Origin of the sequence: Pseudomonas sp. MOIL14HWK12:I1, from assembly GCF_000510705.1 — a bacterium.
GTDB lineage: Bacteria > Pseudomonadota > Gammaproteobacteria > Pseudomonadales > Pseudomonadaceae > Chryseomonas > Chryseomonas oryzihabitans.
The window spans coordinates 1,576,068-1,602,116 of the sequence record NZ_KI783307.1 but is presented as its reverse complement, the minus strand read 5'-3'; the positions used below and the strand labels follow the sequence as shown (position 1 = coordinate 1,602,116).

24 protein-coding genes and 1 pseudogene are annotated in these 26,049 nt (G+C 66.4%); 19 read left to right on the top strand and 6 right to left on the bottom strand.

The window, feature by feature from the left end:
- Positions 1-31: 31 nt before the first annotated feature.
- The 9 genes from PSEK12I1_RS0117370 (at position 32) to solA (ending at position 10,023) form a co-directional block, all read left to right on the top strand.
- Complete coding sequence (locus PSEK12I1_RS0117370; RefSeq protein ID WP_027602397.1) at positions 32-859, top strand: MaoC family dehydratase N-terminal domain-containing protein; 828 nt, start codon at positions 32-34, stop codon at positions 857-859.
- Positions 860-895: 36 nt separating this feature from the next.
- Positions 896-2,059, top strand: coding sequence for an acyl-CoA dehydrogenase family protein (locus tag PSEK12I1_RS0117365; RefSeq protein ID WP_037007052.1), 1,164 nt, complete (start codon positions 896-898; stop codon positions 2,057-2,059).
- A gap of 10 nt (positions 2,060-2,069) precedes the next feature.
- Complete coding sequence (locus tag PSEK12I1_RS0117360; RefSeq protein ID WP_027602395.1) at positions 2,070-3,419, top strand: MmgE/PrpD family protein; 1,350 nt, start codon at positions 2,070-2,072, stop codon at positions 3,417-3,419.
- A gap of 16 nt (positions 3,420-3,435) precedes the next feature.
- Positions 3,436-4,635 carry a CaiB/BaiF CoA-transferase family protein gene (locus PSEK12I1_RS0117355; protein ID WP_027602394.1) on the top strand — a complete coding sequence of 400 codons (1,200 nt, stop codon included), beginning with the start codon at positions 3,436-3,438 and terminating at the stop codon, positions 4,633-4,635.
- Entirely contained in the window at positions 4,632-5,516 is an 885-nt protein-coding gene (locus tag PSEK12I1_RS23905) for a CoA ester lyase (RefSeq protein ID WP_051399141.1), read from the top strand. Before PSEK12I1_RS0117355 ends, PSEK12I1_RS23905 begins: the two co-directional genes overlap by 4 nt.
- Before the next feature lie 69 nt (positions 5,517-5,585).
- On the top strand, positions 5,586-6,587 hold the full coding sequence (locus PSEK12I1_RS0117345) for a TRAP transporter substrate-binding protein (RefSeq protein ID WP_027602393.1): 1,002 nt from the start codon (positions 5,586-5,588) through the stop codon (positions 6,585-6,587).
- Between the two features lie 55 nt (positions 6,588-6,642).
- Entirely contained in the window at positions 6,643-7,284 is a 642-nt protein-coding gene (locus PSEK12I1_RS0117340; protein WP_027599253.1) for a TRAP transporter small permease, read from the top strand.
- A complete protein-coding gene (dctM, locus tag PSEK12I1_RS0117335; protein WP_027599254.1) occupies positions 7,281-8,564 on the top strand; it encodes a C4-dicarboxylate TRAP transporter large permease protein DctM in 1,284 nt (427 codons plus the stop codon). Before PSEK12I1_RS0117340 ends, dctM begins: the two co-directional genes overlap by 4 nt.
- Before the next feature lie 289 nt (positions 8,565-8,853).
- Complete coding sequence (gene solA / locus PSEK12I1_RS0117330; RefSeq protein WP_027602392.1) at positions 8,854-10,023, top strand: N-methyl-L-tryptophan oxidase; 1,170 nt, start codon at positions 8,854-8,856, stop codon at positions 10,021-10,023.
- On the opposite strand, the gene PSEK12I1_RS0117325 is transcribed toward solA, so the two are convergent.
- Positions 10,020-10,676, bottom strand: a complete 657-nt coding sequence (locus tag PSEK12I1_RS0117325; protein ID WP_027602391.1) for an ion channel — start codon at positions 10,674-10,676, stop codon at positions 10,020-10,022. The genes solA and PSEK12I1_RS0117325 overlap by 4 nt on opposite strands.
- Positions 10,677-10,765: 89 nt before the next feature.
- Entirely contained in the window at positions 10,766-11,998 is a 1,233-nt protein-coding gene (locus PSEK12I1_RS0117320; protein WP_027602390.1) for an MFS transporter, read from the bottom strand.
- A gap of 176 nt (positions 11,999-12,174) precedes the next feature.
- Here PSEK12I1_RS0117320 and PSEK12I1_RS0117315 point away from each other — a divergent pair, with 176 nt between their 5' ends.
- Positions 12,175-12,627: a MarR family winged helix-turn-helix transcriptional regulator gene (locus tag PSEK12I1_RS0117315; protein WP_027602389.1), complete on the top strand. Its 453-nt coding sequence runs from the start codon at positions 12,175-12,177 to the stop codon at positions 12,625-12,627.
- Between the two features lie 50 nt (positions 12,628-12,677).
- Positions 12,678-12,941: a hypothetical protein gene (locus PSEK12I1_RS0117310; protein ID WP_027599258.1), complete on the top strand. Its 264-nt coding sequence runs from the start codon at positions 12,678-12,680 to the stop codon at positions 12,939-12,941.
- Here the strand turns inward: PSEK12I1_RS0117310 and PSEK12I1_RS0117305 are convergent.
- A complete protein-coding gene (locus PSEK12I1_RS0117305) occupies positions 12,938-14,128 on the bottom strand; it encodes an MFS transporter (protein WP_051399140.1) in 1,191 nt (396 codons plus the stop codon). The two genes, PSEK12I1_RS0117310 and PSEK12I1_RS0117305, sit on opposite strands and share 4 nt — an antisense overlap.
- A 161-nt stretch (positions 14,129-14,289) precedes the next feature.
- Here PSEK12I1_RS0117305 and PSEK12I1_RS25400 point away from each other — a divergent pair.
- Both PSEK12I1_RS25400 and PSEK12I1_RS25395 read left to right on the top strand, forming a co-directional pair.
- Positions 14,290-15,105, top strand: a pseudogene (locus PSEK12I1_RS25400) (MCP four helix bundle domain-containing protein); the annotation flags it as partial.
- The gene (locus tag PSEK12I1_RS25395) at positions 15,097-15,960 is read left to right on the top strand and encodes a methyl-accepting chemotaxis protein (protein WP_371099741.1); all 864 of its coding nucleotides are present in this window, start codon (positions 15,097-15,099) and stop codon (positions 15,958-15,960) included. The pseudogene PSEK12I1_RS25400 and the gene PSEK12I1_RS25395, both read left to right, overlap by 9 nt.
- A gap of 13 nt (positions 15,961-15,973) precedes the next feature.
- On the opposite strand, the gene PSEK12I1_RS0117295 is transcribed toward PSEK12I1_RS25395, so the two are convergent.
- Complete coding sequence (locus PSEK12I1_RS0117295; RefSeq protein ID WP_027602386.1) at positions 15,974-17,005, bottom strand: diguanylate cyclase; 1,032 nt, start codon at positions 17,003-17,005, stop codon at positions 15,974-15,976.
- Positions 17,006-17,173: 168 nt separating this feature from the next.
- A complete protein-coding gene (locus PSEK12I1_RS0117290) occupies positions 17,174-17,953 on the bottom strand; it encodes an IclR family transcriptional regulator (protein ID WP_027602385.1) in 780 nt (259 codons plus the stop codon).
- 98 nt (positions 17,954-18,051) lie between these two features.
- On the opposite strand from PSEK12I1_RS0117290, the gene hmgA reads away from it, so the two are divergent.
- The 6 genes from hmgA to PSEK12I1_RS0117260 all read left to right on the top strand — a co-directional run bounded on the left by hmgA (position 18,052) and on the right by PSEK12I1_RS0117260 (position 25,053).
- Positions 18,052-19,374, top strand: coding sequence for a homogentisate 1,2-dioxygenase (gene hmgA / locus PSEK12I1_RS0117285; RefSeq protein WP_037007050.1), 1,323 nt, complete (start codon positions 18,052-18,054; stop codon positions 19,372-19,374).
- Positions 19,371-20,669 carry a fumarylacetoacetase gene (fahA, locus tag PSEK12I1_RS0117280; RefSeq protein WP_027602383.1) on the top strand — a complete coding sequence of 433 codons (1,299 nt, stop codon included), beginning with the start codon at positions 19,371-19,373 and terminating at the stop codon, positions 20,667-20,669. The genes hmgA and fahA overlap by 4 nt, the downstream gene beginning before the upstream one ends.
- Positions 20,670-20,790: 121 nt before the next feature.
- Positions 20,791-21,429: a maleylacetoacetate isomerase gene (gene maiA / locus PSEK12I1_RS0117275; RefSeq protein ID WP_027602382.1), complete on the top strand. Its 639-nt coding sequence runs from the start codon at positions 20,791-20,793 to the stop codon at positions 21,427-21,429.
- Positions 21,430-21,566: 137 nt separating this feature from the next.
- Positions 21,567-22,646 carry a 4-hydroxyphenylpyruvate dioxygenase gene (gene hppD / locus PSEK12I1_RS0117270; RefSeq protein WP_027602381.1) on the top strand — a complete coding sequence of 360 codons (1,080 nt, stop codon included), beginning with the start codon at positions 21,567-21,569 and terminating at the stop codon, positions 22,644-22,646.
- Between the two features lie 93 nt (positions 22,647-22,739).
- Positions 22,740-23,834 carry a sugar diacid recognition domain-containing protein gene (locus PSEK12I1_RS0117265; protein ID WP_027602380.1) on the top strand — a complete coding sequence of 365 codons (1,095 nt, stop codon included), beginning with the start codon at positions 22,740-22,742 and terminating at the stop codon, positions 23,832-23,834.
- An 82-nt stretch (positions 23,835-23,916) separates the two neighbouring features.
- Entirely contained in the window at positions 23,917-25,053 is a 1,137-nt protein-coding gene (locus PSEK12I1_RS0117260) for a glycerate kinase (protein ID WP_027602379.1), read from the top strand.
- Positions 25,054-25,059: 6 nt separating this feature from the next.
- Here the strand turns inward: PSEK12I1_RS0117260 and PSEK12I1_RS0117255 are convergent, their stop codons facing one another.
- Entirely contained in the window at positions 25,060-25,983 is a 924-nt protein-coding gene (locus PSEK12I1_RS0117255) for a LysR family transcriptional regulator (protein WP_027599269.1), read from the bottom strand.
- Between the last annotated feature and the right edge of the window lie 66 nt (positions 25,984-26,049).

The window sequence follows — 26,049 nt, the reverse complement described above, 5'->3', positions numbered from 1 at the left end:
CTGGCGTCGAGCCTATCGATGGGAGTCAAGCATGAACGCGACGCCAGCCGCAGCCTGGGTGGGACGAACCCTCGAAACAGAGGATTTTCTGGGACAACGCCAGGTCGCGCGCATCGCCCACACCTTCGATGAACCGCCATTGGCGGCGGGTGAGGCGCTGCCGCCGCTCTGGCACTGGGCCTTCTTCGACAACCCGGTGGCAGGGGCCCAGCTCGGGCCCGATGGACATGCGGCGCGCGGTACCTTCCTGCCGCCGGCGGAAGGGCGTAATCGCATGTGGGCAGGCGGGCGCCTGGACTTTCTCGGCGAGCTGCACGTTGGCGAGCGGGCGCGCTGCGTCTCGACGCTCCTGCGCGTCGAGGAGAAGACGGGCCGTAGCGGCAGCCTACTGTTCGTGACCGTGGAGCACCGTTATTTCCAACAGGACGAACTGGTGCTGCGCGAAGAGCAGGACCTGGTCTATCGCGAGCCCGGTGCGCCCAAGGCCGGCAGCGGCGAAGCCATCGCGCTCGGCAGCTGGGCGGAGTCGGTGGTACCCGAGCCGACGTTGCTGTTCCGCTATTCGGCGGTGACCTTCAACGGTCATCGCATCCACTACGACTGGCCCTACGCGACCCAGCAGGAGGGCTATGCCGGTCTGGTCGTCCATGGCCCGCTCATCGCGACCCTGTTGCTGCGCAGCTTCCGTCGCGCTCATCCCACCGCGCGGATACGGCAGTTCAGCTATCGCGGCGTTCGTCCGCTGATCGCGCCCGCTCCCTTCACGCTCAGTGGTCAGGTGATCGCGCCCGGCGAGGCGGAGCTGTGGGCCGGAAATGGCGACGGTGCAGCCCAAGTGGCTCAGCTGCGATTCGAGTGACAGCGGTGCCCCTATAACGACAAGAGAGAAACTCCCATGCTGGACGAACGACAAGAAGAATTCTCCGCCATTCGCGACGGCGTCCGTGGCCTCTGCGCCGGCTTCCCGGCCGAGTACTGGCGCCGGATCGATGAGCAGAAGGGCTTTCCCCAGGACTTCGTCCAGGCGATGACCGAGGCGGGCTGGCTGTCCGCCATGATTCCGGAAGCCTATGGCGGCTCGGGGCTGGGCCTGGCCGAGGCGTCCATCATTCTGGAGGAGGTGAATCGCTGCGGCGGCAATTCCGGCACCATCCATGGGCAGATGTACAACATGTTCACCCTGCTGCGAAACGGCAGCGACGAGCAGAAGAGCGCCTATCTGCCACGGCTGGCCAGCGGTGAGCTGCGCCTCCAGTCCATGGGCGTCACCGAGCCCACCACCGGCACCGATACCACCAAGATCAAGACCACGGCAGTGCGCAGGGGCGATCGCTATGTGATCAATGGGCAGAAGGTGTGGATCTCCCGGGTGCAGCATTCCGATCTGATGATCCTGCTGGCGCGGACCACGCCGCTGGAAGCCGTCCAGCGCAAGTCCGAGGGGATGTCGATCTTTCTGGTGGATCTGCGCGAGGCCATCGGCAAGGGGCTGACCGTTCGGCCCATCCCCAACATGGTCAATCACGAGACCAACGAGCTGTTCTTCGACGAGCTGGAAATTCCCGCCAGCAACCTCATCGGGGAGGAGGGAAAGGGGTTTCGCTACATCCTCGACGGGCTCAATGCCGAACGCACCCTGATCGCCGCGGAATGCATCGGCGATGGCCGGTGGTTCGTCGACAAGGCCCGTCACTATGCCCGCGACCGGGTGGTGTTCGGTCGCCCCATCGGGCAGAACCAGGGCGTGCAGTTTCCCATCGCCGAGGCCCATATCGAAATCGAAGCCGCGGATCTGATGCGCTGGCACGCCTGCGACCTGTACGACCGCGGCGAAAACGCCGGCGCGGCGGCCAACATGGCCAAGTACCTGGCGGCCAAGGCCAGCTGGGAGGCGGCCAACGCCTGTCTGCAAACGCACGGAGGCTTCGGCTTCGCCACCGAGTACGACGTCGAGCGCAAGTTTCGCGAGACGCGCCTGTACCAGGTCGCTCCGATCTCCACCAACCTCATTCTTTCCTACGTGGCCGAGCACCTGCTCGAACTGCCGCGCTCCTTCTAGGGTGACCGCCATGACCCATACCGAACGTCTGGCGGCCTTTCTCGGCGAGCTGGCCTATGCGGATCTGCCGGCCAGCGTCGTGACGCGGACCGAAGAGCTGTTTCTCGACTGGCTGGGCTCGGTGCTGGCCAGCGATGGCAGCCATCCCATACCGCTGTTCCATGCCTATGCCCAGAGCATGGGCCCCCCCGAGGGGCGTGCCCGGGTACTGGTCGCGCCCTACGGCACCTCAGCCTACTTCGCCGCGCTGGTCAATGGCGCCGCCTCTCACATGGTGGAGCAGGATGATCTGCACAACAGCTCGGTGCTGCATCCGGCCACGGTGGTCTTTTCCGCCGCACTGGCCGCGGCCCAGGACCTGGGAAAGAGCGGACAGGAGCTGATCCTCGCGGCGGTTGCCGGCTATGAGGCGGGTATCCGCATCGGAGAATTCCTCGGGCGCTCGCACTATCGGATCTTCCATACCACGGCCACCGTGGGCACCCTGGCCGCGGCGGTGGCGGTGGGCAAGCTGCTGGACTTCGACCGGGAGCAGTTCATCCAGGTGCTCGGCAACGCGGGCACCCAGGCGGCAGGGCTCTGGGAGTTCCTGCGCGACGCGGCGGATTCCAAGCAGCTGCATACCGCCAAGGCGGCGGCGGATGGGCTGCTGGCGGCTTATCTCACAGCGCAGGGGTTGACCGGTGCGCGCAACATCCTGGAGGGCGAGCAGGGCCTGGCCGCCGGTCTCTCCACTGACGCCGACGCCCGCCGGCTGAGCGATCTCCTGGGGCAGCGCTGGGCCTTGCTGGAAACCTCCTTCAAGTTCCATGCGTCCTGCCGCCATACCCACCCTGCGGCCGATGCCCTGTTGGACCTGATGCAGCGCGAACGCCTGGCGCCCGACGACATCGCCCAGGTGACCGCGCGGGTCCACCAGGGCGCCCTGGACGTGCTCGGTCGCGTCGAGGTGCCACGTACCGTGCACCAGGCGAAGTTTTCCATGGGCACGGTACTGGGGTTGATCGCCGTCCACGGCCAGGCGCAACTGGGTGATTTCGCGACTGCCGCGCTGAACGATCCCGCGGTCGCGGCCTTCCGCGCACGCGTCGGCATGCGGCTGGACCCCGAGGTCGACGCGGCCTATCCCCAGCGCTGGCTGGGCAGGGTCGAGGTGACGACCCGCCAGGGCGCTGTTCTGCAGGGACGGATCGACGAGCCCAAGGGCGATCCCGGCAATACCCTCGACAGGGCTGAACTGGAAGACAAATTCCGCCGGCTGGTCGCCTTCGCCGGCAAGCGCACGCCCGCCGATGCCGAGGCCCTGATCGCCCGGGCCTGGCGGCTGCACGAGTGCGTGGATCTCTACTGCTTCACCTGACCTGGAGTGAACCAAGATGGCTGTCGAAAAACCTCGTCCTCTGGATGGCATCACGGTCGTGAGTCTCGAACATGCGATCGCGGCGCCGTTCTGCTCCCGGCAACTGGCCGACCTGGGCGCCCGCGTCATCAAGATCGAGCGGCCGGGCAGTGGCGATTTCGCCCGCGGCTACGACGAGCGTGTCTCCGGACTCGCCTCCCACTTCGTCTGGACCAATCGCTCCAAGGAGAGCGTGGCCCTGGATCTCAAACAGGACGCCGCCCTCGCCGTGCTGGACGGGCTGCTCGCCAAGGCGGACGTCCTCTTGCAGAACCTGGCGCCGGGCGCGGCCAGTCGGCTGGGGCTGGATTTCGACGTCCTGCACGCGCGCTTTCCTCGGCTGATCGTCTGCGACGTGTCCGGCTATGGCGGCGGTGGCAGCTATGAACGCAAGAAAGCCTACGACCTGTTGATTCAGAGCGAGGCGGGTTTTCTCTCGGTGACGGGGGGGCCTGACGATGACCAGCTGGCCAAGGCAGGCTGCTCCATCGCCGACATCGCGGCCGGCATGTATGCCTACAGTGGCATCCTGTCGGCGCTGCTGTTGCGGGAGCGGACGGGGGAGGGCAGTCGCGTCGAGGTCAGCATGCTGGAGAGCCTGGTGGAGTGGATGGGCTATCCGCTGTATTACGCCTATGCCGGCATGCCGCCGCCCGCACGCGCCGGCGCCGCCCATTCCACCATCTACCCCTACGGGCCCTTTCCCGCGGGCGATGGCGGCACGGTGATGCTGGGCCTGCAGAACGAGCGGGAGTGGCAGCTCTTCTGCGAGCAGGTGCTGTTGCAACCGGAGCTGGCCACGGATCCGCGATTTTCCGCCAACTTCAAACGCTCGGCGAATCGCGGCGCGCTGCGCGACCTGATCGTCGAAGCGTTCGCCCAGCTCGAGACCTCAGAGGTCATCGCCCGTCTGGAGCTGGCGCAGATCGCCAATGCCCAGGTGAATGACATGGCGGCGGTGTGGGCGCATCCCCAGCTGCGCGAGCGCGATCGCTGGCGTGACGTAGGCAGCCCGGCCGGTCCCTTGCCCGCCCTGTTGCCACCGGCGAGCAACAGTGCCTTCGAGCCGCGGATGGATCCGATTCCCGCGCTGGGCGAGCACACCGAAGCGGTATTGCGGGAGCTGGGCTATGACCCCGTAGCCCTGGCCGCGGCGCCCCAGCGAGGTGCGTCATGATCCCCGGCGCCGACACGCTTCCCGCCGATCCTCGCTCCGCCCTGTTCGTCCCGGCGACGCGCCCGGAGCGAATCGGCAAGGCCCTGGCGAGTGGTGCCGATGTGGTGATCGTGGACCTGGAGGACGCGGTCGCCGAAGCCGCCAAGACAGCTGCACGTGACGCCCTTGAACAGGCACTGCTCGCCGCGCCTGACTTCCGGGTCTGGATCCGCATCAATGCCGCCGCCCACCCGGCGCATGGCGACGACCTGGCGCTGTGCCAACGCCTCCGGCAGGTGCGCGGAATCGTCCTGCCCAAGGCGGAAAGCGCCGCCCAGGTCGAGCGCGTCCATGGCGAGACGGGCAAGCCCGTCTGGCCGATCATCGAGAGCGCCCGGGGTCTGGATCGACTCAAGGAGATCGCCAGGGCTGCCGGGGTGGAGCGCCTGGTGCTCGGTGGCCTGGATCTGGGCCTGGATCTCGGCTTGGAAAGCGGTACCGCGGCAGCGGAGCGGCTGCTGGACCAGGCACGCTTTCGACTCCTGCTGGAAGGCCGACTGGCCGGGCTGCCCGCACCCCTGGACAGCGTTTTTCCGGCCATCGATGACCTGACCGGGCTGGCGGCGGCCACCGCCAGTGCCCGCGACCAGGGTTTCGCCGGGCTGTTGTGCATTCATCCCCGCCAGGTCGCCGTGGTGCATGGCACCCTGGCGCCGACGGCCACGGAAATCGACTGGGCGCAGCGGGTGATCGCAGCGAGTCAGGATGAGCAGGGGGTCTTCGTCGTCGACGGAAAGATGATCGATGCGCCCGTGATAGGGCGCGCGCGCCGTCTGCTCGGACGCCTGGAAAAGGCGGCTCCCGTGTTAGGCGGAGCTGAAGGCCCTGTTGGGCAATGCTGAATTCCGCCCCGCGGAGGGGGCGCGTTTAATAACCCCGACCTGATTACAAAAACAAGATGAGGTGTCGCCATGCCCACGTTTCCGTTCAAGACGCTGTTCTGTGCCGCCGTGTTTTCCTTCGCCGGTTCGCTGTACGCGGCGGATGAAGCGCCCATCACCATCAAGTTCGCCCACGTGGTCGCCGAGCACACGCCCAAGGGGCAGGGCGCCGTGCTGTTCAAGAAGCTGGCGGAAGAGCGCCTGCCCGGCCGGGTGAAGGTGGAGGTCTACCCCAACTCCTCGCTGTTCGGCGACGGCAAGGAGATGGAGGCCCTGCTGCTGGGCGACGTCCAGATGCTCGCCCCCTCGCTGGCCAAATTCGAGCATTACGCCAAGGCGGTGCAGGTCTTCGATCTGCCCTTCCTGTTCGATGACATGGCCGCGGTCGACCGCTTCCAGGCCGGTCCCCAGGGCAAGGCGCTGCTGACCAGCATGGAAGGCAAGGGCATCACCGGTCTGGCCTACTGGCACAACGGCCTCAAGGTACTCTCGGCCAACAAGCCGCTGCGCGAACCCAGGGATGCCCGCGGTCTGAAGTTCCGGGTCCAGGCCTCCGCCGTCCTCGATGAGCAGTTCAAGGCCTTGCGCGCCGCGCCGCGCAAGATGAGTTTCGCCGAGGTGTACCAGGGCCTGCAGACCGGGGTCGTCAATGGCACGGAAAACACCTGGTCCAACTATTTCAGCCAGAAGATCCATGAGGTCCAGCCCTATTTCACCGAGTCCAACCACGGCCTGATCGACTACATGGTGATCACCAACACCACGTTCTGGCAGGGCTTGCCCGAGGACGTGCGCACCGAGCTCAACAAGGTGATGGGCGAGGTCACCCTGGAGGTGAACCGTCAGGCCAAGGCACTCAATGACGAGGCTCGCGGCGCCATCGCCAAAGCCGGCACCAGCGAGATCATCGAACTGACTCCCGCGCAACGCGAGGAGTGGCGCAAGGCCATGCAGCCGGTCTGGAAGAAGTTCGAAGGAGAGATCGGCAGCGAGGTGATCGAGGCAGCCGTCAACGCCAACAAGGCCAGCTGAAGATCCGCGAGCGCGTCCTTCTTTCGCCCCCTGTCAGTGCCTGTTGGAGGTTCGTATGTCTGCCGTGACCCGTCTCTGGTGCCGGCTGGAGGAAGCGCTCGTCGCCTTCCTGCTGGCGGTCATGACCCTGATCACCTTCGTCTACGTGGTGGTCAACAACGTATACGCCGTTTTCTATTATCTGGCCGATCGCAGCGCCTTCCTGGAAGAACCCCTGTTGGCCATGGGGGACGGCCTGCTCTTCGTCTCCCAGGAAATGACCTGGAGCATCGCCCTGACCAAGGCGGTGTTCGGCTGGCTGATCTTTATAGGTCTGGCCTGGGGCGTGCGCATCGGCGCTCACCTGGGGGTCGATCTGCTGGTCAAGACCTTTCCGCCCGCCTTGCGCAAGGCGGTGGCCTTGCTGGCGGTCGGCATCTGTATCTTCTATTGCGGACTGATGACCTATTCCAGCCAACAATGGGTAGCGGCGCTGATGAACGCCAACATCGGCGCCGAGGATCTCGACCGCTTCGGTCTGCGTCAGTGGCATATCGTCATGATCGTGCCGATCGGCTTCGCCCTGATGCTCATCCGGTTCGTCGAGGTGTTCCTGCGCATTCTGCGCAACGAGCAGAGCGGCTTCGGGGGCCATAGCGAAGCCGAGGATGCCCTCCGACTCGTCGACGGCCAGCACGGCACGGAGCGCCAGCCATGACCATTACCTTCCTGTTCCTGGCGCTGTTCGCCCTCATGTTCATCGGCATTCCTGTGGCCGTTTCCCTGGGGCTTTCCGGTGCCCTCACCATCCTGCTGTTCAGCAACGACTCGGTACGCTCGTTGGCCATCAAGTTGTTCGAGACCAGCGAGCACTACACCCTGATGGCGATCCCGTTCTTTCTCCTGGCCGGAGCCTTCATGACCACGGGCGGGGTGGCCCATCGGCTGATCGAGTTCGCCAACGCCTGCGTCGGCCATATCCGGGGCGGCTTGGCCATCGCCGCGATCCTGGCCTGCATGCTGTTCGCCGCCCTCTGCGGATCGTCGCCAGCCACCGTGGCCGCGGTGGGCTCCATCGTCATCGCCGGCATGGTCCGTTCGGGCTACAAGCGCGAATTCGCCGCCGGCATCGTCTGCAATGCCGGCACCCTGGGGATCCTCATCCCGCCCTCCATCGTCATGGTGGTCTATGCGACGGCCACCGAATCCTCGGTGGGCAAGCTGTTCATGGCGGGGGTGGTGCCGGGGTTGCTGCTGGGCCTGGTGCTGATGGTGACCATCTACATCATCGCCCGCATCAAGAACATTCCGGCGCTACCGCGAGCTTCCTTCAAGGAGGTGCTGCGGACCGGACGGCGCGCCATCTGGGGCTTGATGCTGATCGTGATCATCCTTGGCGGCATCTATTCCGGCATGTTCACGCCCACGGAAGCGGCGGCGGTCTCGGCGATCTACGCCGCCATCGTCGCGGTCTTCGTGCACAAGGACATGCAGCTGCGGCAGTGCCATCGGGTGCTGATCGACGCGGCCAAGCTGTCCGTGGTGCTGATGTTCATCATCGCCAACGCCATGCTCTTCGCCCATGTCCTGACCACCGAGCAGATTCCCCAGTCGATCACCCGCTGGGTGGTGGACCAGGGCTTCTCGCCGATGGAATTCCTGATCGTGGTGAACATCGTGCTGCTGATCGCGGGCACCTTCATGGAGCCGTCGGCGATCATCCTGATCCTGGCCCCCATCCTGTTCCCGATCGCCGTGCAGCTCGGGATCGATCCGATCCATCTGGGGATCATCATGGTGGTCAACATGGAGATCGGGCTGATCACGCCGCCGACGGGCCTCAATCTGTTCGTCACCTCAGCGGTGACCGGCATGCCGCTCACCACGACCATCCGGGCCGTTTCCCCCTGGCTGCTGGTGATGCTGGCCTTCCTCATCCTGGTGACCTATGTGCCTTATCTGTCCTTGGCCTTGCCGAACTGGCTGGGCATGACCTGAGGTCGGGGGGTGAACAGGTGAAGAGTCCGGCAACCGGACTCTTCACCTGGTGGTTGAGGAGGCACCACGCATAGCACGATGGGCCGGAACCGTCCTCGTCGCTACCCGGCCCTGCATCGTTCATCACTCAATACCACCCCTGTGCGGGGTGAACTTCTACCGTTCGACTCCTTTCGCGCGAACACTTGATGGAGACGATGACCGCCCATTGCTGACTCCGCCCTTGGCCCTGGACAGCTCGCCCTGCTAGCGTTCGCCGCTCGATAAGCGAAAAACAGCAGGGGATAAGATGACCAGCGCGACTCATGACGTCATTGTCCTGGGCCTGGGCGCCATGGGGGCGGCCACGCTCTACCAGCTGGCGAAGCGTGGGGTCCGGGTCGCGGGCATCGATCGCTATGCGCCGCCCCACGACCTGGGCTCCAGCCACGGCGCCACCCGCATCACCCGCCAGGCCGTAGGCGAGGGCGCGGCCTATGTACCGCTGGCGATACGTTCGCAGCACCTCTGGCGCGAGCTTGAGGCGGAGCGGGGCGTCCGGCTGTTCGAGCAATGCGGGGTGCTGATCATGACCGCCACCGCGACGGCGACCTCCCATCATGGCCGCCCGGACTTCACCCGGGCCACCCTGGAGCTGGCACGCCAGTACGGGATCCCTCATGAAGCCTGGGACGGCGCCGCCATTCGCCAGCGCTTTCCGCAATTTTGCGTGGCAGACGATGCCCTGGGCTATTTCGAACCAGGCGGCGGTTATCTCTATCCGGAAGCCTGTATCCAGGCGCAACTGGACGGGGCGCGCGAGCGGGGCGCCCAGGTCCATACCGATACCGTCATCGAGCGCCTGGAAGCGGACGAGCAGGGCGTATTGCTGCATTCGGCGCAAGGCCGCTGGCGAGCAAAGCGGGTCATCGTCGCCGCCGGCATGTGGAGCGCTGAATTGCTGGGCGCACCTTTCGACCGGCTGCTGCGCGTCTGTCGGCAGACGCTGCACTGGTTCGAAGTCGCCAGGCCCGGGCTCTTTCCGGCGGATTCACCCAGCTTCATCCTCGCCCATGGCAGTGGTGACAGCGATCTCTTCTACGGCTTTCCTCCCTTGCCAGGCGAAAACGCCGTCAAGGTTGCCACGGAGCAGTACCGGAATAATACCACCCCAACAGGCATTGATCGGTCGATTCACCCGGAAGAATCGAGCAAGCTGTTCAGTGATCAAGTGGGAAGGTGGGTTGGCGGTCTTGCAGACCGGGCGGTGCGCAGCGCGGTCTGCGCCTACACCGTGACACCCGACTTCGGATTCATCGTCGACGAACATCCGGCGCTGCCGGGCGTGACCGTGGTCAGCGCCTGCTCGGGGCATGGTTTCAAGCATTCGGCGGCGCTGGGCGAGGCGCTCGCCCAGCGGGTGACCACCGGGCGCAGCGACATCGATCTCGACAGCTTCAGCCTCGCGCGATTCGGCTAGCGGCTGCGCACCGTCAGGGTGACCAGTCGCGTCACCACCAGGGCGATGTACATGACGCCGGAGAATTGGCCGAGCATCACCAGCGAGCGCGCCATCGGCTTGATCGGATAGATATCGCTCAGGCCGACGCCGGAGAGGATGGCGAAGCTGACATAGAGCAGCTCGGTCCAGGTCCGCGCAGCCAGGGGGTCGTTGGCCGCGGTGAAGCTGTTGGGCTGCAGGATCTGACAGGCCGAGTAGGCGTGGGCGAAGGCCCAGGCCAGCAGGGTGAAGGTCGCACCCACGGCAAAGAGTTCATCGGTGGTCGCGCGCTGGTCTTCCATCATGTAGGCGATGAGACTGCCTGCCGCATAGAAGTAGAAGACCGAGTCAAGAATGGCCAGGGATACCACCAGGTGGGGATTGCCGTGCCATTCCACCAGCACCGTGAGCACCAGGATGCAGCCGGCGAGGATGAACCCCAGCCACTGGATGGTCGGACTGCGCCGCACCATGCGCAGGGCGGTGGCCAGGACGATGATGCCGAAGGCGCCGATGATGGCGCGGCCATGCTCTTCCTGTTCCACCAGCGGGTAGAGCAGCAGACCGAGCAGCTGGATGAACAGCAGGTTGGCGGAAGGATAACGGACCAGGTAGTGCAGGGGACTCTTCATCGCGACTCGGCGAAAGGCTCAGGGGCGGCCAGCGTAGCGGGTGGCGCAGCGCTTCGCCACGGGAGCCTTGCGCTCCCGTGGCATGCACCTCAGGCCGCCTTGCGGCGGGTGGAGGGCAGCAGGAGGGTGAGGATCCCGAGCAGCGGCATGTAGGAGCACAGCTGGTAGACGTATTCGATGCCGTGGTGGTCGGCGAGGTTGCCCAGGCCCGCGGCGGCGATGGCACTGACGCCGAACATCAGGCCGAAGAAGATGCCGGCGATCATGCCCACGTTGCCCGGGACCAGTTCCTGGGCGTACACCACGATCGCCGAAAAGGCCGACGCCAGGATGAAGCCGATGATGACGCTGAGCACGCTGGTCCAGAACAGATCGACGTAGGGTAGGGCGAGGGTGAAGGGCGCCGCGCCCAGAATCGAGAACCAGATGACCGCCTTGCGGCCGATGCGATCGCCGATGGGGCCGCCGAAGAAGGTGCCGGCCGCGACCGCACCCAGGAAGAGGAAGAGGTGCAGCTGGGAGCTGGCGACCGAGAGGCCGAAGCGCTCGATGAGATAGAAGGTGAAATAGCTGGTGATGCTGGCCATGTAGATGTACTTGGAGAACACCAGCAGCGCCAGCACGATCAGCGCGAAGGTCACCCGACCGCGGGACAGGCCATGGCTGACCGCGGCGGCCTTGCGCCCCTTGGCGCTGCGCAGGTGATTGCGATACCAGCGCGACAGCCCGTACTGCACGCCGATGGCGAACAGCGCGAAGAGCGCGAACCAGGCGACATGCGTCTGGCCATAGGGAATGACGATGGCGGCGGCCAGCAGGGGGCCGATGGCGGTGCCGGCGTTGCCGCCGACCTGGAAGGTGGATTGCGCCAGGCCGAAGCGACCGCCCGACGCCAGGCGCGCTACCCGCGAGGTTTCCGGATGGAAGGTCGAGGAGCCGACGCCGATCAGCGCCGAGGCGGCCAGGATCGCGGGAAAGCTGCCGACAAAGGCGAGCAGCAGTACACCAATCAGGGTACAGACCATGCCGGCGGGCAGCAGATAGGGTTTAGGATGGCGGTCGGTATGGAAGCCGATCCAGGGTTGCAGCAGCGAGGCGGTGATCTGGAAGGCCAGGGTGATCAGACCGATCTGGGTAAACGTCAGACCATAACTATCCTTGAGCATGGGATAGATCGAGGGCAGGACGGACTGGATCAGGTCGTTGATCAGGTGGGCCAGAGCACAGGAGGCCAGAATGCCCGCCACCATCGGCGAGGCGCCGGGCAGGGCGGCGGTGGGGGGTTCGCCAGGAACGGCTGGCGTGGCAGAGGAAACGGCCATGCAGGTATTACCCTTATTATTTATGTCCAGCCGCTCACTGTGGCATCCTGTGGTATCGGAATCCAGTGCCAGTTACCGGATGTTTCCGGCAACCGAACTCACGCCAGGCGGCCTTTCGGCTCGCGTTGGGGCGCTTGCACCTTCCACTCTTTTCACGTTTTGTAATGGCAGATCCCATGACAGCCAAAGATCCACTGCTCCTTGACCAGCAACTGTGCTTTTCCCTGTATTCGGCTTCGCTGGCGATGACGCAACTCTACAAACCCCTGCTGGAGAGCATGGGCCTGACCTTCCCGCAGTACCTGATCATGCTGGTGCTCTGGGAGCATGACGGCCTCACGCTCAAGGAACTGTCCAATCGACTGCGGCAGGATTCCGGTGCCCTGACCCCCGTGGTCAAGCGCCTGGAAGCGGCCGGGCTGGTCACGCGCCGGCGCAGCGCCGAGGACGAGCGCAACCTGTCGATCGAACTGACGCCAGCGGGCCGCTCGCTGCGTGACCAGGCCAACGGCGTCAACAGCCGGGTGCGGCAGGTCTGCGCGCTGGGCGATGCCGGGCTGGACGATCTGCGCGAGACCCTGGTCATGTTGCGCAACCGCCTGGACGAGGACGGCAACCCGACGTCCTGAACCAACCCGCCCTGATCGGTTCCCATGGCTACAGTCGCCGGGGAATTCGTATGACCTTCAACTATCAGCCCGACCAGGATTACCTGCTTGTGGATCTCACCAGCGGGCGCACGGCCGGCAAGTTGCTCCAGGGCGAGCTGCATATCGCCGAGAGCTGTCAAGGCGAGGACCCGCGGACCTATGCGCGGCTGCTCGGCGAGACGCTCCGCAGTACCCTGGGCGACGAGGTCGGACAGCGCGAGGGCGATATCCTTACCCTGCGCCGCACCGGTATCAAGCTGCGCCTGGTCCCTCTGGAAATCGCCTGCGACTAGGCCGGGGCACGGCCGAACAGCGCCCTGAATAGCCAGGCGACCAGGGCCACGTTGATCAGCGCCAGCAGGCAGAGCAGGGCCAGCACCGCCTGGGGGCCGTGATGTTCCAGCACATAGCCGCAGAGCAGGGGCGTGGCCGCCTGGCCGAGTAGCGCCGGGCGCGCCATGCGGCCCAGGACGGTGGCGTATTCCGCCGGATTCCAGAGCGCCAGGGGCAGGGCGCCCCGAATGATCGCCCGCAGGCCATTGCCCGCACCGAAGATCACCAGACCCACGACCGTCACCCAGACCAGGCCAGGCCCCAGGGTCACCAGCAGCAGGCCGGCGGCCGTGCAGACCACCGAGGCCAGGGCCGTCCACAGCGGGTGGCCGTTGCGGTTGAGCAGGTCGATGATCCGCGAGGCTACCTGGCTCGGCCCCAGGCAGGTGCTCAGCGCCACCGCACTCGCCAGGCTGTAGCCGAGCCCCTGCAGCAGGGTGATCAGCTGGACGGAAATGGCCGTCATCAGCATCGCGCCCAGGGTGAAGAGTGCCGTAAGTACGGCGTAGAGCGCCCGGTTGACCGGCACGGCCGATGCCGCCTGGCCGGTCCGGGGTGCCTGGGTGACGAGGACCGGCGCGGGCAGGGCGCGGCGATAGAGCGGCCAGATCGTCAGCAGCAGGACGGCCGCATAGGCCAGGCAGGCACCGCGCCAGCCGAGGTGACTGACCAGGAAGGCGGCTACGGGCCAGGTGATGGCGGTGCAGAAGCCCGATACCAGGGTGATGCCGCTGATGGCCGAACGGGCCTGGGTGCCGTAGCAGGTGCCCAGGGTGGCGAACAGCGCATCGTACAGACCCGCGGCCATACCGATGCCCATCACCACCCAGGCGAGCAGAAACACCGGCAACTGCTGGGCGCTGGCCATCAGCACCAGCCCGGCCGCCACCCCCAGGCCGCTCAGCGACAGCAAGGTGCGGCCTCCCTGGCGGGCGATCAGGCGGCCGCACGCCGGTGCCAGCAGGCCGGATACCAGCACCCCGAGGGAAAGTCCGCCATAGACCCACTGCCGGGACCAGCCGGTTTCCCGGACCACCGGATCGGCGAGCACCGCCAGAATGAAAAAGGAGCCGCCCCAGACGAGGATCTGGGCGATGCCGAGCAACAGGATCTGTAAGGAAGAAGCCTTGGCGGTAGGGGTAGTCATGACAGCGGCGGGCGGTTTGGCGGACAGAGGGGCGGACGTTAGCCCCAGTTATCTTTTGCCGCAATCGTCAGATTTATCTGGATGAAGGCATTTTGTAATCAGTCCGACATCTTGCTTGCCTAGGCTCCTGTGCCTGACCGTCTTCATGCAGTGACGCCCCCATGCTTCGTATCCTTGCCCCCTTTCGCCGTCTGTCCCGCCGCTCCTGGTTGCGAACGCTCAAGACCGGCCCGCGGATGCTGTGTTCCTTTACCTTTGCCGCCGTGCTGCTCGCCGGGCTGGGCAGCTTTTCGCTGTGGGAAATGCAGCAGCTGCGCCGACAGGCCCTGAGCATGGAGCAGGACTGGCTGCCCAGTATCGCCATTGCCGATTCCCTGGCGATCAACCTCGGCAAGTTGCGCAACCAGGCCTCGGTGGTGCTGCTCAATGCCGAGGATCCGGGCGCCGTGGCCATGAGCCGCGTCACCCTGGAGCAACTGGTCAACGAGACCGACCAGCTGTTCCGGGATTATGCGCCGGTCGTCACCGACGCGACCGAGGGCGACTCGATCAAGGCGCTGCACGACGCCTACCAGCCCTTCGTGGAAGGACTGCGCGAGGAGGTGCGGCTGATCGAGCAGCAGCAGATCCCGGCCGCGCGGGTACAGCTGGATACCGTGGTCGGCCTCAAGGGCGATCTGATGGACATGCAGGTGCAACTCCTGCGCGAATTGAACAAGCAGGGCGCCGCCCAGGCCAAGGAGGTGGCCAACACCCAGTTCGTCCAGGCCCGCGCCATCGTCTGGTCGGTCATAGGTGGTGCCATTCTGCTTCTGCTACTGCTGGCCTGGCGCCTGACCCGCAGCGTGGTGCAGCCGCTGCGCCAGGCGCTCGACATCTCCGGCGGCATCGCCGCGGGTGACCTGCGGCAGAACATCCAGCCCGAGGGACGCGACGAGGCGGCCATGCTGCTGCTGGCGCTGGAGCGTATGCAGGGCAATCTACGCGAGGTGCTGGCCCACACCGGCAATGCCTCCGAGCAGCTGGCCTCGGCCTCGACCCAGGTGAGCGCCGTGATGGATGACAGCTGCCGCAACCTGGAGCAGCAGACGACCGATATCCAGCATGCGGCCAATGCCGTCACCCAGCTCAATCAGGCGGTCCAGGCGGTGTGCGAGCACGCGACCTCCACCTCCGCCGAATCGCAGCGCTGTGTCGATCAGGCCAAGCAGGGGCAGGCGCAGGTCAAGCAGACGCTGGCCGCCATCACCCAGCTGGTGGGCAATGTGGACGATGCGGCCAACCAGGCGGACCAGCTGGCCGCGCAGTCCAAGGGCATCAGCAAGATGCTCGACGTCATCCGCAATGTCGCCGAGCAGACCAACCTGCTGGCGCTCAACGCCGCCATCGAGGCGGCCCGTGCCGGGGAGGCCGGCCGTGGCTTTGCCGTGGTGGCCGACGAGGTGCGTGGGCTGGCCAGCCGTACGGGCGACTCCACCCGCGAGATCGAAGGCCTGATCGGCGGCATGCAGCAGGTCAGCGAGAAGACGGTGATCGCCCTGGATCAGAGTCGCCTCCAGGCCAGCCATACCCGCGACCAGGCCCAGGCCACCTGGCAGGTGCTGGAAGGCATCACCCAGGCCATCACCGCCATCGGCCAGCGCAATGACGCCATCGCCGCGGCCACCGAAGAGCAGACGGCTACCACGGCGGCGGTCGATCGCAATCTGACGCTGATCCGCGACGCGGCGAACCAGACCGCCGCCGGCGCCCAGCAGACCAGTGCCAGCAGCCAGCAGCTGTCCGCCCTGGCCGCCGATCTGCACGGTGCCCTGCAGCGCTTCGTGGTCTAGGGCAAACGGTGGCTCAGGCCGCCAGCATCACCCGGTCGCGGCCTTCCTGCTTGCCCCGGTAGAGCGCCTGGTCGGCGCGCTCCAGGGCGCTGGCGAAGGCTTCGCAATCGCGAATCTCGCAGACCGCCAGGGTCGCCGTGACCCGCGCGGGACCGCGTTCGAGTGACTCGGTGACCTCGGTCAGGCGCTGGCGAATGCGTTCCGCCACGCCCCAGGCCACCTCGGTTCGCGCCTGGGGCAGCAGCACCAGGAATTCCTCGCCACCCCAGCGCGCCGCCAGATCGGAATGACGCACCTCGCGGCGGATGACGTCGGCGATCCCCTGCAGCACCAGATCGCCGCAGTCGTGGCCGAAGCGGTCGTTGATGTGCTTGAAGTGATCGACGTCGAAGAGGATGAGGCTGCCACTCACGCCACTGTGCTTTTCCGCCTGGTCGAGAATCCGCCGCCGGTTGTAGAGGTTGGTGAGGCTGTCGTGGCTGGCGGAGTGCAACAGGTCCAGCTGCATCTTGGTGCTGTGGTGGAAGGAGGCACCGGTGCCGTAGAGCAGCAGCCCCAGGGCGCTGATGATGTTGATGATGCCGAACAGCTTCATCGCCAGCGGCGCGAGGGTCGCGGGTGGGTGCAGCAGATAGCCGCCCGCCAGGGTCACCAGGATGCCGGAGACCAGCAGCAGATGACGGATCGGCGCGGTGCGGTAGTTGTAGATGACGATCGGCAGGATGCACAGCACGTAGTAGTGGAAGTTGCTGTCCCAGCCGAGTTGCCAGGTGGCGATCCAGGCGTGGGCGACGATCTCGCAACTCATGGTCAGGCTGGCGATGCGATAGCGTCGCTGGCGAAGGGCGGCCAGACAGCCCACGTAGGCGGCGATGCTGAGCACGTTGGCCCAGGCCATCAGGATCTGGTCGAGCAGGATGAAAACGACCAGCAACGCCACATGAATGGCCATGGCCGCCTGAACCACGGGTTTGGCGACCTGCCAGAATTTGCCCAGGGAGTCGTTGAGAGCCTGGTTGCGATCACGATAGGAAAGAGCAGTCATGAAGGGATCACCATAAAGCAGTGCGCCAATGATAAACGCGCTAACAGTAAGCTTAATGGCAAACGGCCAGTCTGGGGGATCCTTTAGCCGAATGGAGGGTAGAAAGGATCAAGCGGAGCGCCGCCGCGACCATCGGCGCTCCTGAAAGCTGCACTGCGACGCCAATCGTCAGAGTTTTCCACCCAGCCGCCCGCTGATGGCCTGGGCGGCTGCCCGCAGATGCAGCGCGGCGGCGCTTTCGGCCTCGGCCTGGAAGCCTGGCGCGGCACCGACCACGGTCAGGACGCCGGCCAGCCGGCCGCCGGCTCCTAGCAGCGGCGCGGAGAGGGCATTGACCCCTGCCATCAACAGGCCGTGCACCGGCTGGATATGGGTTTCCCTGAGCTGGCGCGCGGCCTCCGCCAGGGTCGCGGCACTGGGCGCAGCCGGTTGGCGCAACTCTTCCGCACGCAACGCCGCGGTCTCGGCATCCGGCAGGAAGGTGTTGAACACCAGGCCCGTGGACGAGCCCAGCAGCGGCAGCACCGAACCGACCTGGGTCACCAGGGTGACGGCGCGCACCGCCTGTTCCACCAGCACCACCGTCGGGCCCTTGTTGCCCCAGACCGCCAGAAAGCAGGTCTCGCCGACCTCGTCGCGCAGGTCGGCCAGCACCGGCGCCGCCAGCTTCACCACATCCAGTCGACCCAGGGCTGCCAGGCCGACGAAGAGGGCGGCCTGGCCGAGTCCGTAGTGATTGGTTCGTGGATCCTGCTCGGCGAAACCGCTGGCGATCAGCGCCTGCAGGTAGCGATGCACCTTGCTGGCTGGCATGTCCAGGTGGCTGGCCAGGCGCGACAGGGACGTGGAGGGTGCGAGCTCGGCGAGGGCCTTGAGGATATCGGTGCCGACCTCGGCCGCCTGCACCTTCTGCCGCCGTGGGGGTGCTGCTTCGGGAATGTCTGTCATCGATTCGATCGCCGTGGAAAGGCAGCGTTATAGCTTGACGCTCCGCCAGGTTCAATTTACTTTTTGCGTAAACCTGTTACGCATAATGGGTGGCCCCGTTGAACCAACAAGAACAAGTAGCACCGCCAGTGAGCTACCAGTCCGGCTTTGGCAATCACTTCAGCTCCGAGGCGCTGCCGGGTGCCCTGCCCATCGGGCAGAACTCGCCGCAACGCGCGCCCTTCGGCCTCTATGCCGAGCAACTTTCCGGCACGGCCTTTACCGTGCCGCGCCACGAGGCCCGACGCTCCTGGCTGTATCGGCTCCGGCCGTCGGCCGCCCATGGCCGCTTTCAGCGCTGCACCGTCCAGTTGACCGGCGCGGAACTGGGCGCCCCCACGCCCAATCGCCTGCGCTGGAATCCCTTGCCGATCCCGGCAGTCGCCATCGATTTTCTCGCCGGCCTGGAGCGGATCGTCGCCACCGCCGCAGCCGATCAGGCCGAAGGCGTCAGCCTCTATCGCTATGCCGCCAATGCCAGCATGACCGGCGTCTTCTACGACGCCGACGGGGAATTGCTGATCGTGCCGGAGCAGGGATGCCTGGAGCTGGTCACCGAGTTGGGCCTGCTGCGCCTCGAACCGCTGGAGATCGCGGTGATTCCACGCGGCCTGAAATTCCGCGTCGAGGTAGCGGCGGGCGAACCGATACGGGGTTATGTCTGCGAAAACCACGGGCGATCCCTGCGGCTGCCCGAGCTGGGCCCGATCGGCAGCAACGGTCTGGCCAATCCGCGGGATTTCCAGGCACCCGTGGCCCGCTTCGAGGATCTGGAGAGATCCACTCGCCTGGTGCAGAAATTCCTCGGCGAACTCTGGGAGACCGAGCTGGATCACTCGCCGCTGGACGTGGTCGCCTGGCATGGCAACAACGTGCCCTACAAATACGACCTGCGCCACTTCAATACCCTGGGTACGGTGAGTTTCGATCATCCCGATCCGTCGATCTTCACCGTGCTGACGGCGCCGGGCGCCAGCGAAGGGGTGGCCAATATCGACTTCGTGATCTTTCCGCCACGCTGGATGGTCGCGGAAAACACCTTCAGGCCGCCCTGGTTCCATCGCAACCTGATGAACGAATTCATGGGCCTGATCCAGGGCGCCTACGACGCCAAGGCCGATGGCTTCGCGCCGGGAGGCGCCTCCCTGCACAGCTGCATGAGCGCCCATGGCCCGGACGAGGTGTCCACCCGGAATGCCATCGCCGCCGATCTGCGGCCGCACAGGATCGAGAACACCATGGCCTTCATGTTCGAAACCGGCCGTGTCCTGCGGCCGACCCGTTACGCCCTGGCCTCGCCGCTGCTGCAGCCCGACTACGACGCCTGCTGGGCAGGCCTCACCAAGACCTTTGTCGCGCCCGGCGCGGGAGAATCGGCATGACCCACGAATCGCCCAGCTGGGCGGCCTCGGCCAACGGCCATGCGGATTTTTCCCTGCACAACCTGCCGCTGGGTGTGTTCAGTCGCGGCGAGGAGACGCCCCGCGGCGGCGTGGCGGTGGGTGACTTCATCCTCGACCTGGGCTTCGCCCTCGAAGCCGGGCTGTTCCGTGGCGAAGCCCAGCGGGCCGCCGAACTGGCCGCCCGGGAGACGCTCAATGCCTTCTTCGCCGCCGGCCGGCCGGCGCGGGTCGCCTTGCGCCAGGCCGTGCAGGCGCTGCTGCGCGCCGACCATCCGCAACGCGAGCACCTCGAAGAGCTGGGCGAGCACCTGCTGGTGCCCCAGAGCACCTGCCGGATGCACCTGCCCGCGCGGGTCGGCGACTACACCGACTTCTATGTCGGTATCCACCACGCCACCCAGATCGGCCGGCTGTTCCGCCCGGACAATCCGCTGCTGCCCAACTACAAGCACGTCCCCATTGCCTACCACGGCCGCGCCTCGACCCTTGGGGTATCCGGCGAGGCGTTCCGGCGACCCAAGGGCCAGACGCTGCCGCCCGGACAGGACGCACCGGTCTTCGGCCCCTGTCGGCGGCTGGACTACGAACTGGAGCTGGGCATCTGGATCGGTCCGGGCAACGCCCAGGGCGCGGCCATCGCCATCGGTGACGCCGCCGAGCATATCGCCGGCTTCTGCCTGCTCAACGACTGGTCGGCGCGGGATATCCAGGCCTGGGAATACCAGCCCCTGGGGCCCTTCCTGTCGAAGAGTTTCGCCAGCACCCTGTCGCCGTGGGTCGTCACCGCGGAAGCCCTGGCCCCTTATCGCCAGGCGCAGCCGGCACGACCCGCCGGGGATCCCCAGCCCTTGCCCTATCTGTACGACGAGCATGACCAGGCCCAGGGGGCCCTGGACATCGAGCTGGAAGTGCTGCTGCGCACGCCGCGCATGGCGGAGCAGGGGCACCCCGCCCAGCGGATCGCCCTGAGCAACACCCTGAACATGTACTGGACGGTGGCGCAGATGGTGGCCCATCACACCGTCAATGGCTGCGCCCTGCAGCCCGGCGACTTCTTTGGTTCGGGCACCCTGTCCGGACCGGATGCCGACAGCTGCGGCAGCCTGCTGGAGCTCACTCAGGGCGGCAAGCAGCCGTTGCAGCTGCCGGGTGGCGAGACCCGTATCTTTCTGGAAGACGGTGATGAGGTCATCCTCCGGGCCCGCTGTCAGCGGCCCGGACTGCCCACGATCGGCTTCGGCGAATGTCGCGGTCGGGTAGTGGCGGCCGACTAGGCGAGCGGGTATAGGCCGGCCTAGGCGGCATTGACAAGCCGTCCGGGCCGGCGCAGATTCCACGTAACGTAATCAGCTTACGCATAATAAGAAGCCGACAGGCAAGCGCGGGGCAGTGTCGATGGACCTCTTTACCTATTACCGTTCCACCTCGTCCTATCGGGTCCGCCTGGCCCTGGCGCTGAAGGGGTTGGACTACCGAGCCGTACCGGTCAATCTGCTGTCCGGCGAGCAGCACCAGCCGGCCTACCGGGCGCTCAATGCCCAGGGGCGGCTGCCCAGCCTGCGCCTCGACAGCGGCGAGGTGCTGATCCAGTCGCCCGCCATCCTCGAATACCTGGAAGAGCGCTATCCGGCCGTGCCCTTGCTGCCGACCGATCCGCTGCTGCGCGCCCGCCATCGGGGTGTTGCCGCCCTGATCGCCTGCGATGTCCATCCGCTGCACAACGTCTCGGTGCTCAACCGCCTGCGCGGCTTGGGCCTGGAAGAGCCGGCCGTGCTCGACTGGATCTCGCACTGGATCGGCGAGGGCCTGGCGGCAGTGGAGGCGCAGATCGGCTCCAGTGGCTTCTGTTTCGGTGAGGTGGGGCTGGCGGACGTCTATCTGCTGCCGCAGCTTTATGCGGCGCGGCGTTTCCAGGTGGACTTGGGGTCCTACCCACGCCTCCAGCGGGTGGAGGCCCTGGCCGGGGCGCATCCGGCCTTCCGGCAGGCACACCCCGAGGCGCAGCCCGATGCCCCGGTGCGGGTGGCCTCATGAAGCTGCTCGGCTGTCAGCTCATCCTGGGTGATTTCCTGGCGCGCAGCGTGCGTGGCATTTCCTGCGCGCCGCCCTTGACGGGTTGCTAGCCCGCGTTATCGGCAACGTCCGTCACGTCACCCGTCAAGGAGCCAATCATGGCCGATCTGTTTGAAAATCCCATGGGCCTCATGGGTTTCGAGTTCATCGAATTCGCCTCGCCCACGCCCAACGTCATCGAACCCGTGCTGGAAAGCCTCGGCTTCACTCACGTCGCCAACCACCGTTCCAAGGACGTGGTGCTGTTTCGCCAGGGCGACATCAACGCCATCGTCAATCGCGAAAGGACCGGCCACGCCGCCTATTTCGCCGCCGAACACGGCCCCTCGGTCTGCGGCATGGCCTTTCGCTGCCGCGACTCCCACCACGCCTATGCCAAGGCGCTGGAGCTGGGCGCCCAGGCGGTGGACATGCCCATCGGGCCGATGGAATTGCGCCTGCCAGCGATCAAGGGTATCGGCGGCGCGCCGCTGTACCTCATCGATCGCTACGAGGAGGGTAGCTCCATCTACGACATCGACTTCGTGTTCCTGGAGGGAGTCGAGCGCAAGCCGGTGGGGGCCGGCCTCAAGGTCATCGACCACCTGACCCACAACGTCTATCGCGGGCGCATGGCCTACTGGGCCGACTTCTACGAGCGACTGTTCAATTTCCGCGAGTTGCGCTACTTCGACATCAAGGGCGAGTACACCGGGCTGACATCCAAGGCCATGACCGCACCGGACGGCCTGGTGCGTATCCCGCTCAATGAGGAATCCTCCAAGGGGGCCGGGCAGATCGAGGAATTCCTCATGCAGTTCAACGGCGAGGGCATCCAGCACGTGGCCTTTCTCACCGATGACCTGGTGGCCACCTGGGATCGGCTCAAGGCCTCTGGTACCCGCTTCATGACCGCGCCGCCGGAGACCTACTACGAGATGCTCGAAGGCCGGGTGCCCAACCATGGCGAACCGGTGGAAGAGCTGAAAGCCCGCGGCATCCTGCTCGACGGTACCTCCGAAGGTGGGGAGCGTCGCCTGCTGCTGCAGATCTTCTCCCAGACCCTGCTGGGGCCGGTATTCTTCGAATTCATCCAGCGCAAGGGCGATACCGGCTTTGGCGAGGGCAACTTCAAGGCCCTGTTCGAATCCATCGAGCGCGACCAGGTGCGCCGTGGCGTGCTGAGCACCTCGGAGTAGCCCCTCCCGTAGCTCCACCGGCTTGCCCAGCGGTGGAGGCGCCTCTAAGGTGACGGCGCGCCATGCCGGCGTCCTTCAACCTCCGAGGTGGCCATGGAGCTGAGCCAGACCCTGGCGCAGGAAATCGTCGAACGCGCCATGCGCATCCTGCCCGGCAACGTCAATGTCATGGATGCGTCCGGGCTGATCATCGGCTCGGGCGATCCGGCGCGGCTGTTCAGCCACCATGCCGGGGCGCGGCAGGTCATCGCCGAAGGCCGCGCGGTGGCATTGGATGCCAGCGCTGCCTTGGAATTGGCGGGGGCCCAGGCCGGTATCAATCTGCCGCTGTATCACCAGGGCGAACTGGTCGGCGTGCTTGGCGTGTCCGGGGAGGACGCCGAGCAGTTGCGCCTACCTGCCGAACTCCTGCGCCTGACCGCGGAAATGCTGATCGAGCAGGCGGCAGGGCAGCCGCCCGCGACCGCGCGCATGACCACGCCGCTGCTGCGGCAGCTGCTCGCGCCCGGCGCCGCACCCGAACTGGGGCGCCATGCCACGCTGCTCGGGCTGAAGCCGGTCCTGCCGCGGGACGTGCTGCTGCTGGAGTTCGCCGTGCCGGCGCCGGGTTTTGGCGACTGGGCGCAGCAGCGCAGCGTCCATAGCTGGTGCCTGCCCCATGAAGAGCGGCAGTGGCTCTGGTATCGACCCGGCGCGCAGGCGCCCGAGGCGCTGCTGGAGGAACTGCCGGGGCAGGGCTGGTCGTTGCAGCGCAGCGCCTGGATCCCCGAGCCGCGACCCTGGACGGGGCTGGCCGAGACGACCCGGCGGGCGCTGGACCTGCTGGCAGTAACCCGGCGCCTGCGGCCCGACCTCATCCGGGTGACGCTGGACGACCTGGCCCTGCCGACCTGGCTGCAGGGCCAGGCCGAGTGCGCTCGCGGCGCCTGGCTGCTGGAACCGCTGGCAAGACTGCGCCGCGCCGATCGCGACGGCCAGCTGCTGGCGACGCTGCGCAGCTGGTTCGCCGAGGACGCCAGCCCCCAGGCCTGCGCCGAGGCGCTGGGGCTGCATCGCAATGGGCTGCGGCATCGACTGGAGCGGATCCAGGCGCTGACCGGGCGGGATCCACGCCGTTTCGCCGACGCCGCCGAACTATATTGCGCCTTGCTGCTATGGGATCAGGGTTGGGCGAATTCACAGTCCTGACCTGTCGAGACTGGGCGTCTGTCCTGTTGCTGCCGTGCCCGATCCAGGAAACACTCGGCGCATAACAACGGAGAATCGCCCCATGAAAATCGTCATCGCTCCCGATTCCTTCAAGGAAAGCCTGTCCGCCGCCGGTGTCGCCAGCGCCCTGGCCCGTGGCCTGCGCCAGGCGCTGCCAACGGCGGAAATCCGCGAATGCCCTCTGGGCGACGGCGGCGAAGGCACCCTGGATGCCGTACTCGCCGCGACCGGCGGCGAGGTGCGCGAGGCGCGGGTGACCGGTCCCCTGGGCGAGCCGGTGACCGCCCGCTGGGGCTGGCTGGCCGAGCAGCGCACCGCCTTCGTCGAGATGGCCAGCGCCAGCGGCCTGGAACTGGTGCCCAAGGCCCGCCGCGACGTGCGGGTCGCCACCTCCCACGGGACCGGCGAGCTCCTGCGCGCCGCCCTGGATGCCGGCGCCGAGCGCCTGGTGCTGGCCATCGGTGGCAGCGCCACCAACGACAGCGGCGCGGGCGTACTCCAGGCCCTGGGCGTCCGGCTGCTGGACGGGCAGGGCCAGGCGCTGGCACCAGGTGGTGCGGCGCTGGCCTCCCTTGCCAGCCTGGACCTGACGGACCTGCATCCGCGCCTAGCGGCGGTGGAGGTGGTCATCGCCGCCGACGTCGACAATCCGCTCTGTGGTCCCCAGGGAGCCAGCCAGATCTTCGGGCCGCAGAAGGGCGCCTCCCCCGAGCAGGTGCGGGAGCTGGACGCGGCCCTGGCGCATTTCGCCACGGTCACCGCCGCGACCCTGGGCCGTGATGTCAGCGAGCAGCCGGGTGCCGGCGCCGCCGGTGGGGTCGGCTTTGCCGCCCTGGCCTTTCTCCAGGCCACCTTTCGGCCCGGCATCGAGGTGGTCGCGGAGCTGGTAGGTCTGGAAAAAGCCCTGGAGGGCGCCGATCTGGCAGTGACCGGGGAAGGGCGGCTGGACGGCCAGACCCTGAGGGGCAAGACCCCGGCGGGCGTCCTGCGCCTGGCCCAGCGCCACGGCGTGCCGGTGGTGGCCGTGGCCGGCTCGCTGGGCGAAGGCTACGACGCCCTCTATCAACAGGGCCTCGCCGCTGCCTTCAGTCTGGTACCGGGCCCGCTCAGCCTGGAAGAGGCCCTGGCCCAGGCCGAGGGGCTGCTGGAACGCACCGCTCGCGATATCGGTCGGCTGTGGCAGGCGGCGCAGAGCTGAGCGCGATCAGTCGACTTCGCTGGCCGGGTCTTCGAGGTGGTCGATACGCTGAAAGCGTTCCACCAGGAAGTCGATGAAGTGGCGCACCTTGGCCGATAGGTGATGGTGTTCAGAATAGACCGCATAAACATCTGCCGAAGGCGGTCTGGCGTCCTCCAGAACCCGACGTAGCCGCCCGCTACGCACGTAGCGGGCGATGTCCCATTCCGCCCGAAGCAGGATGCCGCGGCCCTCGAGTGCCCAGTTCAGCGCCACCTCACCATCGTTGCAGCTCAGGTTGCTGCGGACCTTGATGCTGCGGGTGCGCGACCCTTCGAGAAACTCCCAGACGCCGTGGATGCTGTCGTTCTGTCGCAGGAAGATGCAGTTGTGCGTTGCCAGATCCTGCAACCGTTGCGGTGCACCGTAGCGCTCCAGATAAAGCGGTGAGGCGCAGAGCAATCGGCGATTGCTGGCGATGCGTCGGGCGTGATAGCCCGCATCCGGGGCCACGCCGAAGCGGATGCCCAGGTCCAGACCATGGGCAGCCAGTTCCATGGGATGGTCGCTGAGCAGCAGTTGGGTCTCCACCTCCGGGTAGCGGTCGATGAAGGCTGCCAGCGCCGGGCCTATGTAGCGTCTGCCAAAGCCCAGGGAAGCGTTGATCCTCAGCAGGCCTTTGGGCTGGCTCCGGCGACTGGCGACCATGTCTTCCACTGCTTCGATGTCACCGAGAATGCGTCCGGCATGGCGGAAATAAAGCTCACCCTCGGGCGTGAGACCCAGGGAGCGAGTGGTCCGGTTGACGAGCCGAACGCCTAGCCGTTTTTCCAGTGCGGTCAGTCGTTTACTGATTGCAGAGGGCGTGATGCCCAGCTCGCGAGCCGTGGCGGCCAGGTTGCCCTGCTGGGCCAGTTGGTGAAAAAAGGTCAAATCCTGGGGGCGACTCATTATCAACCTCAGTTCACGTAAGTGATGAGTTCAGGTGAATCTTAGCTCAGGTTTCACTACCTATAC

Bases quoted from the DNA above. Each gene is read 5' to 3' on its own strand.
- PSEK12I1_RS23905 (WP_051399141.1), top strand. From the start codon at position 4,632: ATGATCCCCGGCGCCGACACGCTTCCCGCCGATCCTCGCTCCGCCCTG.
- PSEK12I1_RS0117370 (WP_027602397.1), top strand. From the start codon at position 32: ATGAACGCGACGCCAGCCGCAGCCTGGGTGGGACGAACCCTCGAAACA.
- fahA (WP_027602383.1), top strand. From the start codon at position 19,371: ATGACCCACGAATCGCCCAGCTGGGCGGCCTCGGCCAACGGCCATGCG.
- hppD (WP_027602381.1), top strand. From the start codon at position 21,567: ATGGCCGATCTGTTTGAAAATCCCATGGGCCTCATGGGTTTCGAGTTC.
- PSEK12I1_RS0117290 (WP_027602385.1), bottom strand. From the start codon at position 17,953: ATGACAGACATTCCCGAAGCAGCACCCCCACGGCGGCAGAAGGTGCAG.
- PSEK12I1_RS0117295 (WP_027602386.1), bottom strand. From the start codon at position 17,005: ATGACTGCTCTTTCCTATCGTGATCGCAACCAGGCTCTCAACGACTCC.
- PSEK12I1_RS0117255 (WP_027599269.1), bottom strand. From the start codon at position 25,983: ATGAGTCGCCCCCAGGATTTGACCTTTTTTCACCAACTGGCCCAGCAG.
- solA (WP_027602392.1), top strand. From the start codon at position 8,854: ATGACCAGCGCGACTCATGACGTCATTGTCCTGGGCCTGGGCGCCATG.
- PSEK12I1_RS0117355 (WP_027602394.1), top strand. From the start codon at position 3,436: ATGGCTGTCGAAAAACCTCGTCCTCTGGATGGCATCACGGTCGTGAGT.
- PSEK12I1_RS0117325 (WP_027602391.1), bottom strand. From the start codon at position 10,676: ATGAAGAGTCCCCTGCACTACCTGGTCCGTTATCCTTCCGCCAACCTG.
- PSEK12I1_RS0117345 (WP_027602393.1), top strand. From the start codon at position 5,586: ATGCCCACGTTTCCGTTCAAGACGCTGTTCTGTGCCGCCGTGTTTTCC.
- PSEK12I1_RS25395 (WP_371099741.1), top strand. From the start codon at position 15,097: ATGCAGGGCAATCTACGCGAGGTGCTGGCCCACACCGGCAATGCCTCC.
- PSEK12I1_RS0117365 (WP_037007052.1), top strand. From the start codon at position 896: ATGCTGGACGAACGACAAGAAGAATTCTCCGCCATTCGCGACGGCGTC.
- PSEK12I1_RS0117265 (WP_027602380.1), top strand. From the start codon at position 22,740: ATGGAGCTGAGCCAGACCCTGGCGCAGGAAATCGTCGAACGCGCCATG.
- PSEK12I1_RS0117360 (WP_027602395.1), top strand. From the start codon at position 2,070: ATGACCCATACCGAACGTCTGGCGGCCTTTCTCGGCGAGCTGGCCTAT.
- PSEK12I1_RS0117315 (WP_027602389.1), top strand. From the start codon at position 12,175: ATGACAGCCAAAGATCCACTGCTCCTTGACCAGCAACTGTGCTTTTCC.
- PSEK12I1_RS0117340 (WP_027599253.1), top strand. From the start codon at position 6,643: ATGTCTGCCGTGACCCGTCTCTGGTGCCGGCTGGAGGAAGCGCTCGTC.
- PSEK12I1_RS0117320 (WP_027602390.1), bottom strand. From the start codon at position 11,998: ATGGCCGTTTCCTCTGCCACGCCAGCCGTTCCTGGCGAACCCCCCACC.
- PSEK12I1_RS0117260 (WP_027602379.1), top strand. From the start codon at position 23,917: ATGAAAATCGTCATCGCTCCCGATTCCTTCAAGGAAAGCCTGTCCGCC.
- maiA (WP_027602382.1), top strand. From the start codon at position 20,791: ATGGACCTCTTTACCTATTACCGTTCCACCTCGTCCTATCGGGTCCGC.
- PSEK12I1_RS0117310 (WP_027599258.1), top strand. From the start codon at position 12,678: ATGACCTTCAACTATCAGCCCGACCAGGATTACCTGCTTGTGGATCTC.
- dctM (WP_027599254.1), top strand. From the start codon at position 7,281: ATGACCATTACCTTCCTGTTCCTGGCGCTGTTCGCCCTCATGTTCATC.
- PSEK12I1_RS0117305 (WP_051399140.1), bottom strand. From the start codon at position 14,128: ATGACTACCCCTACCGCCAAGGCTTCTTCCTTACAGATCCTGTTGCTC.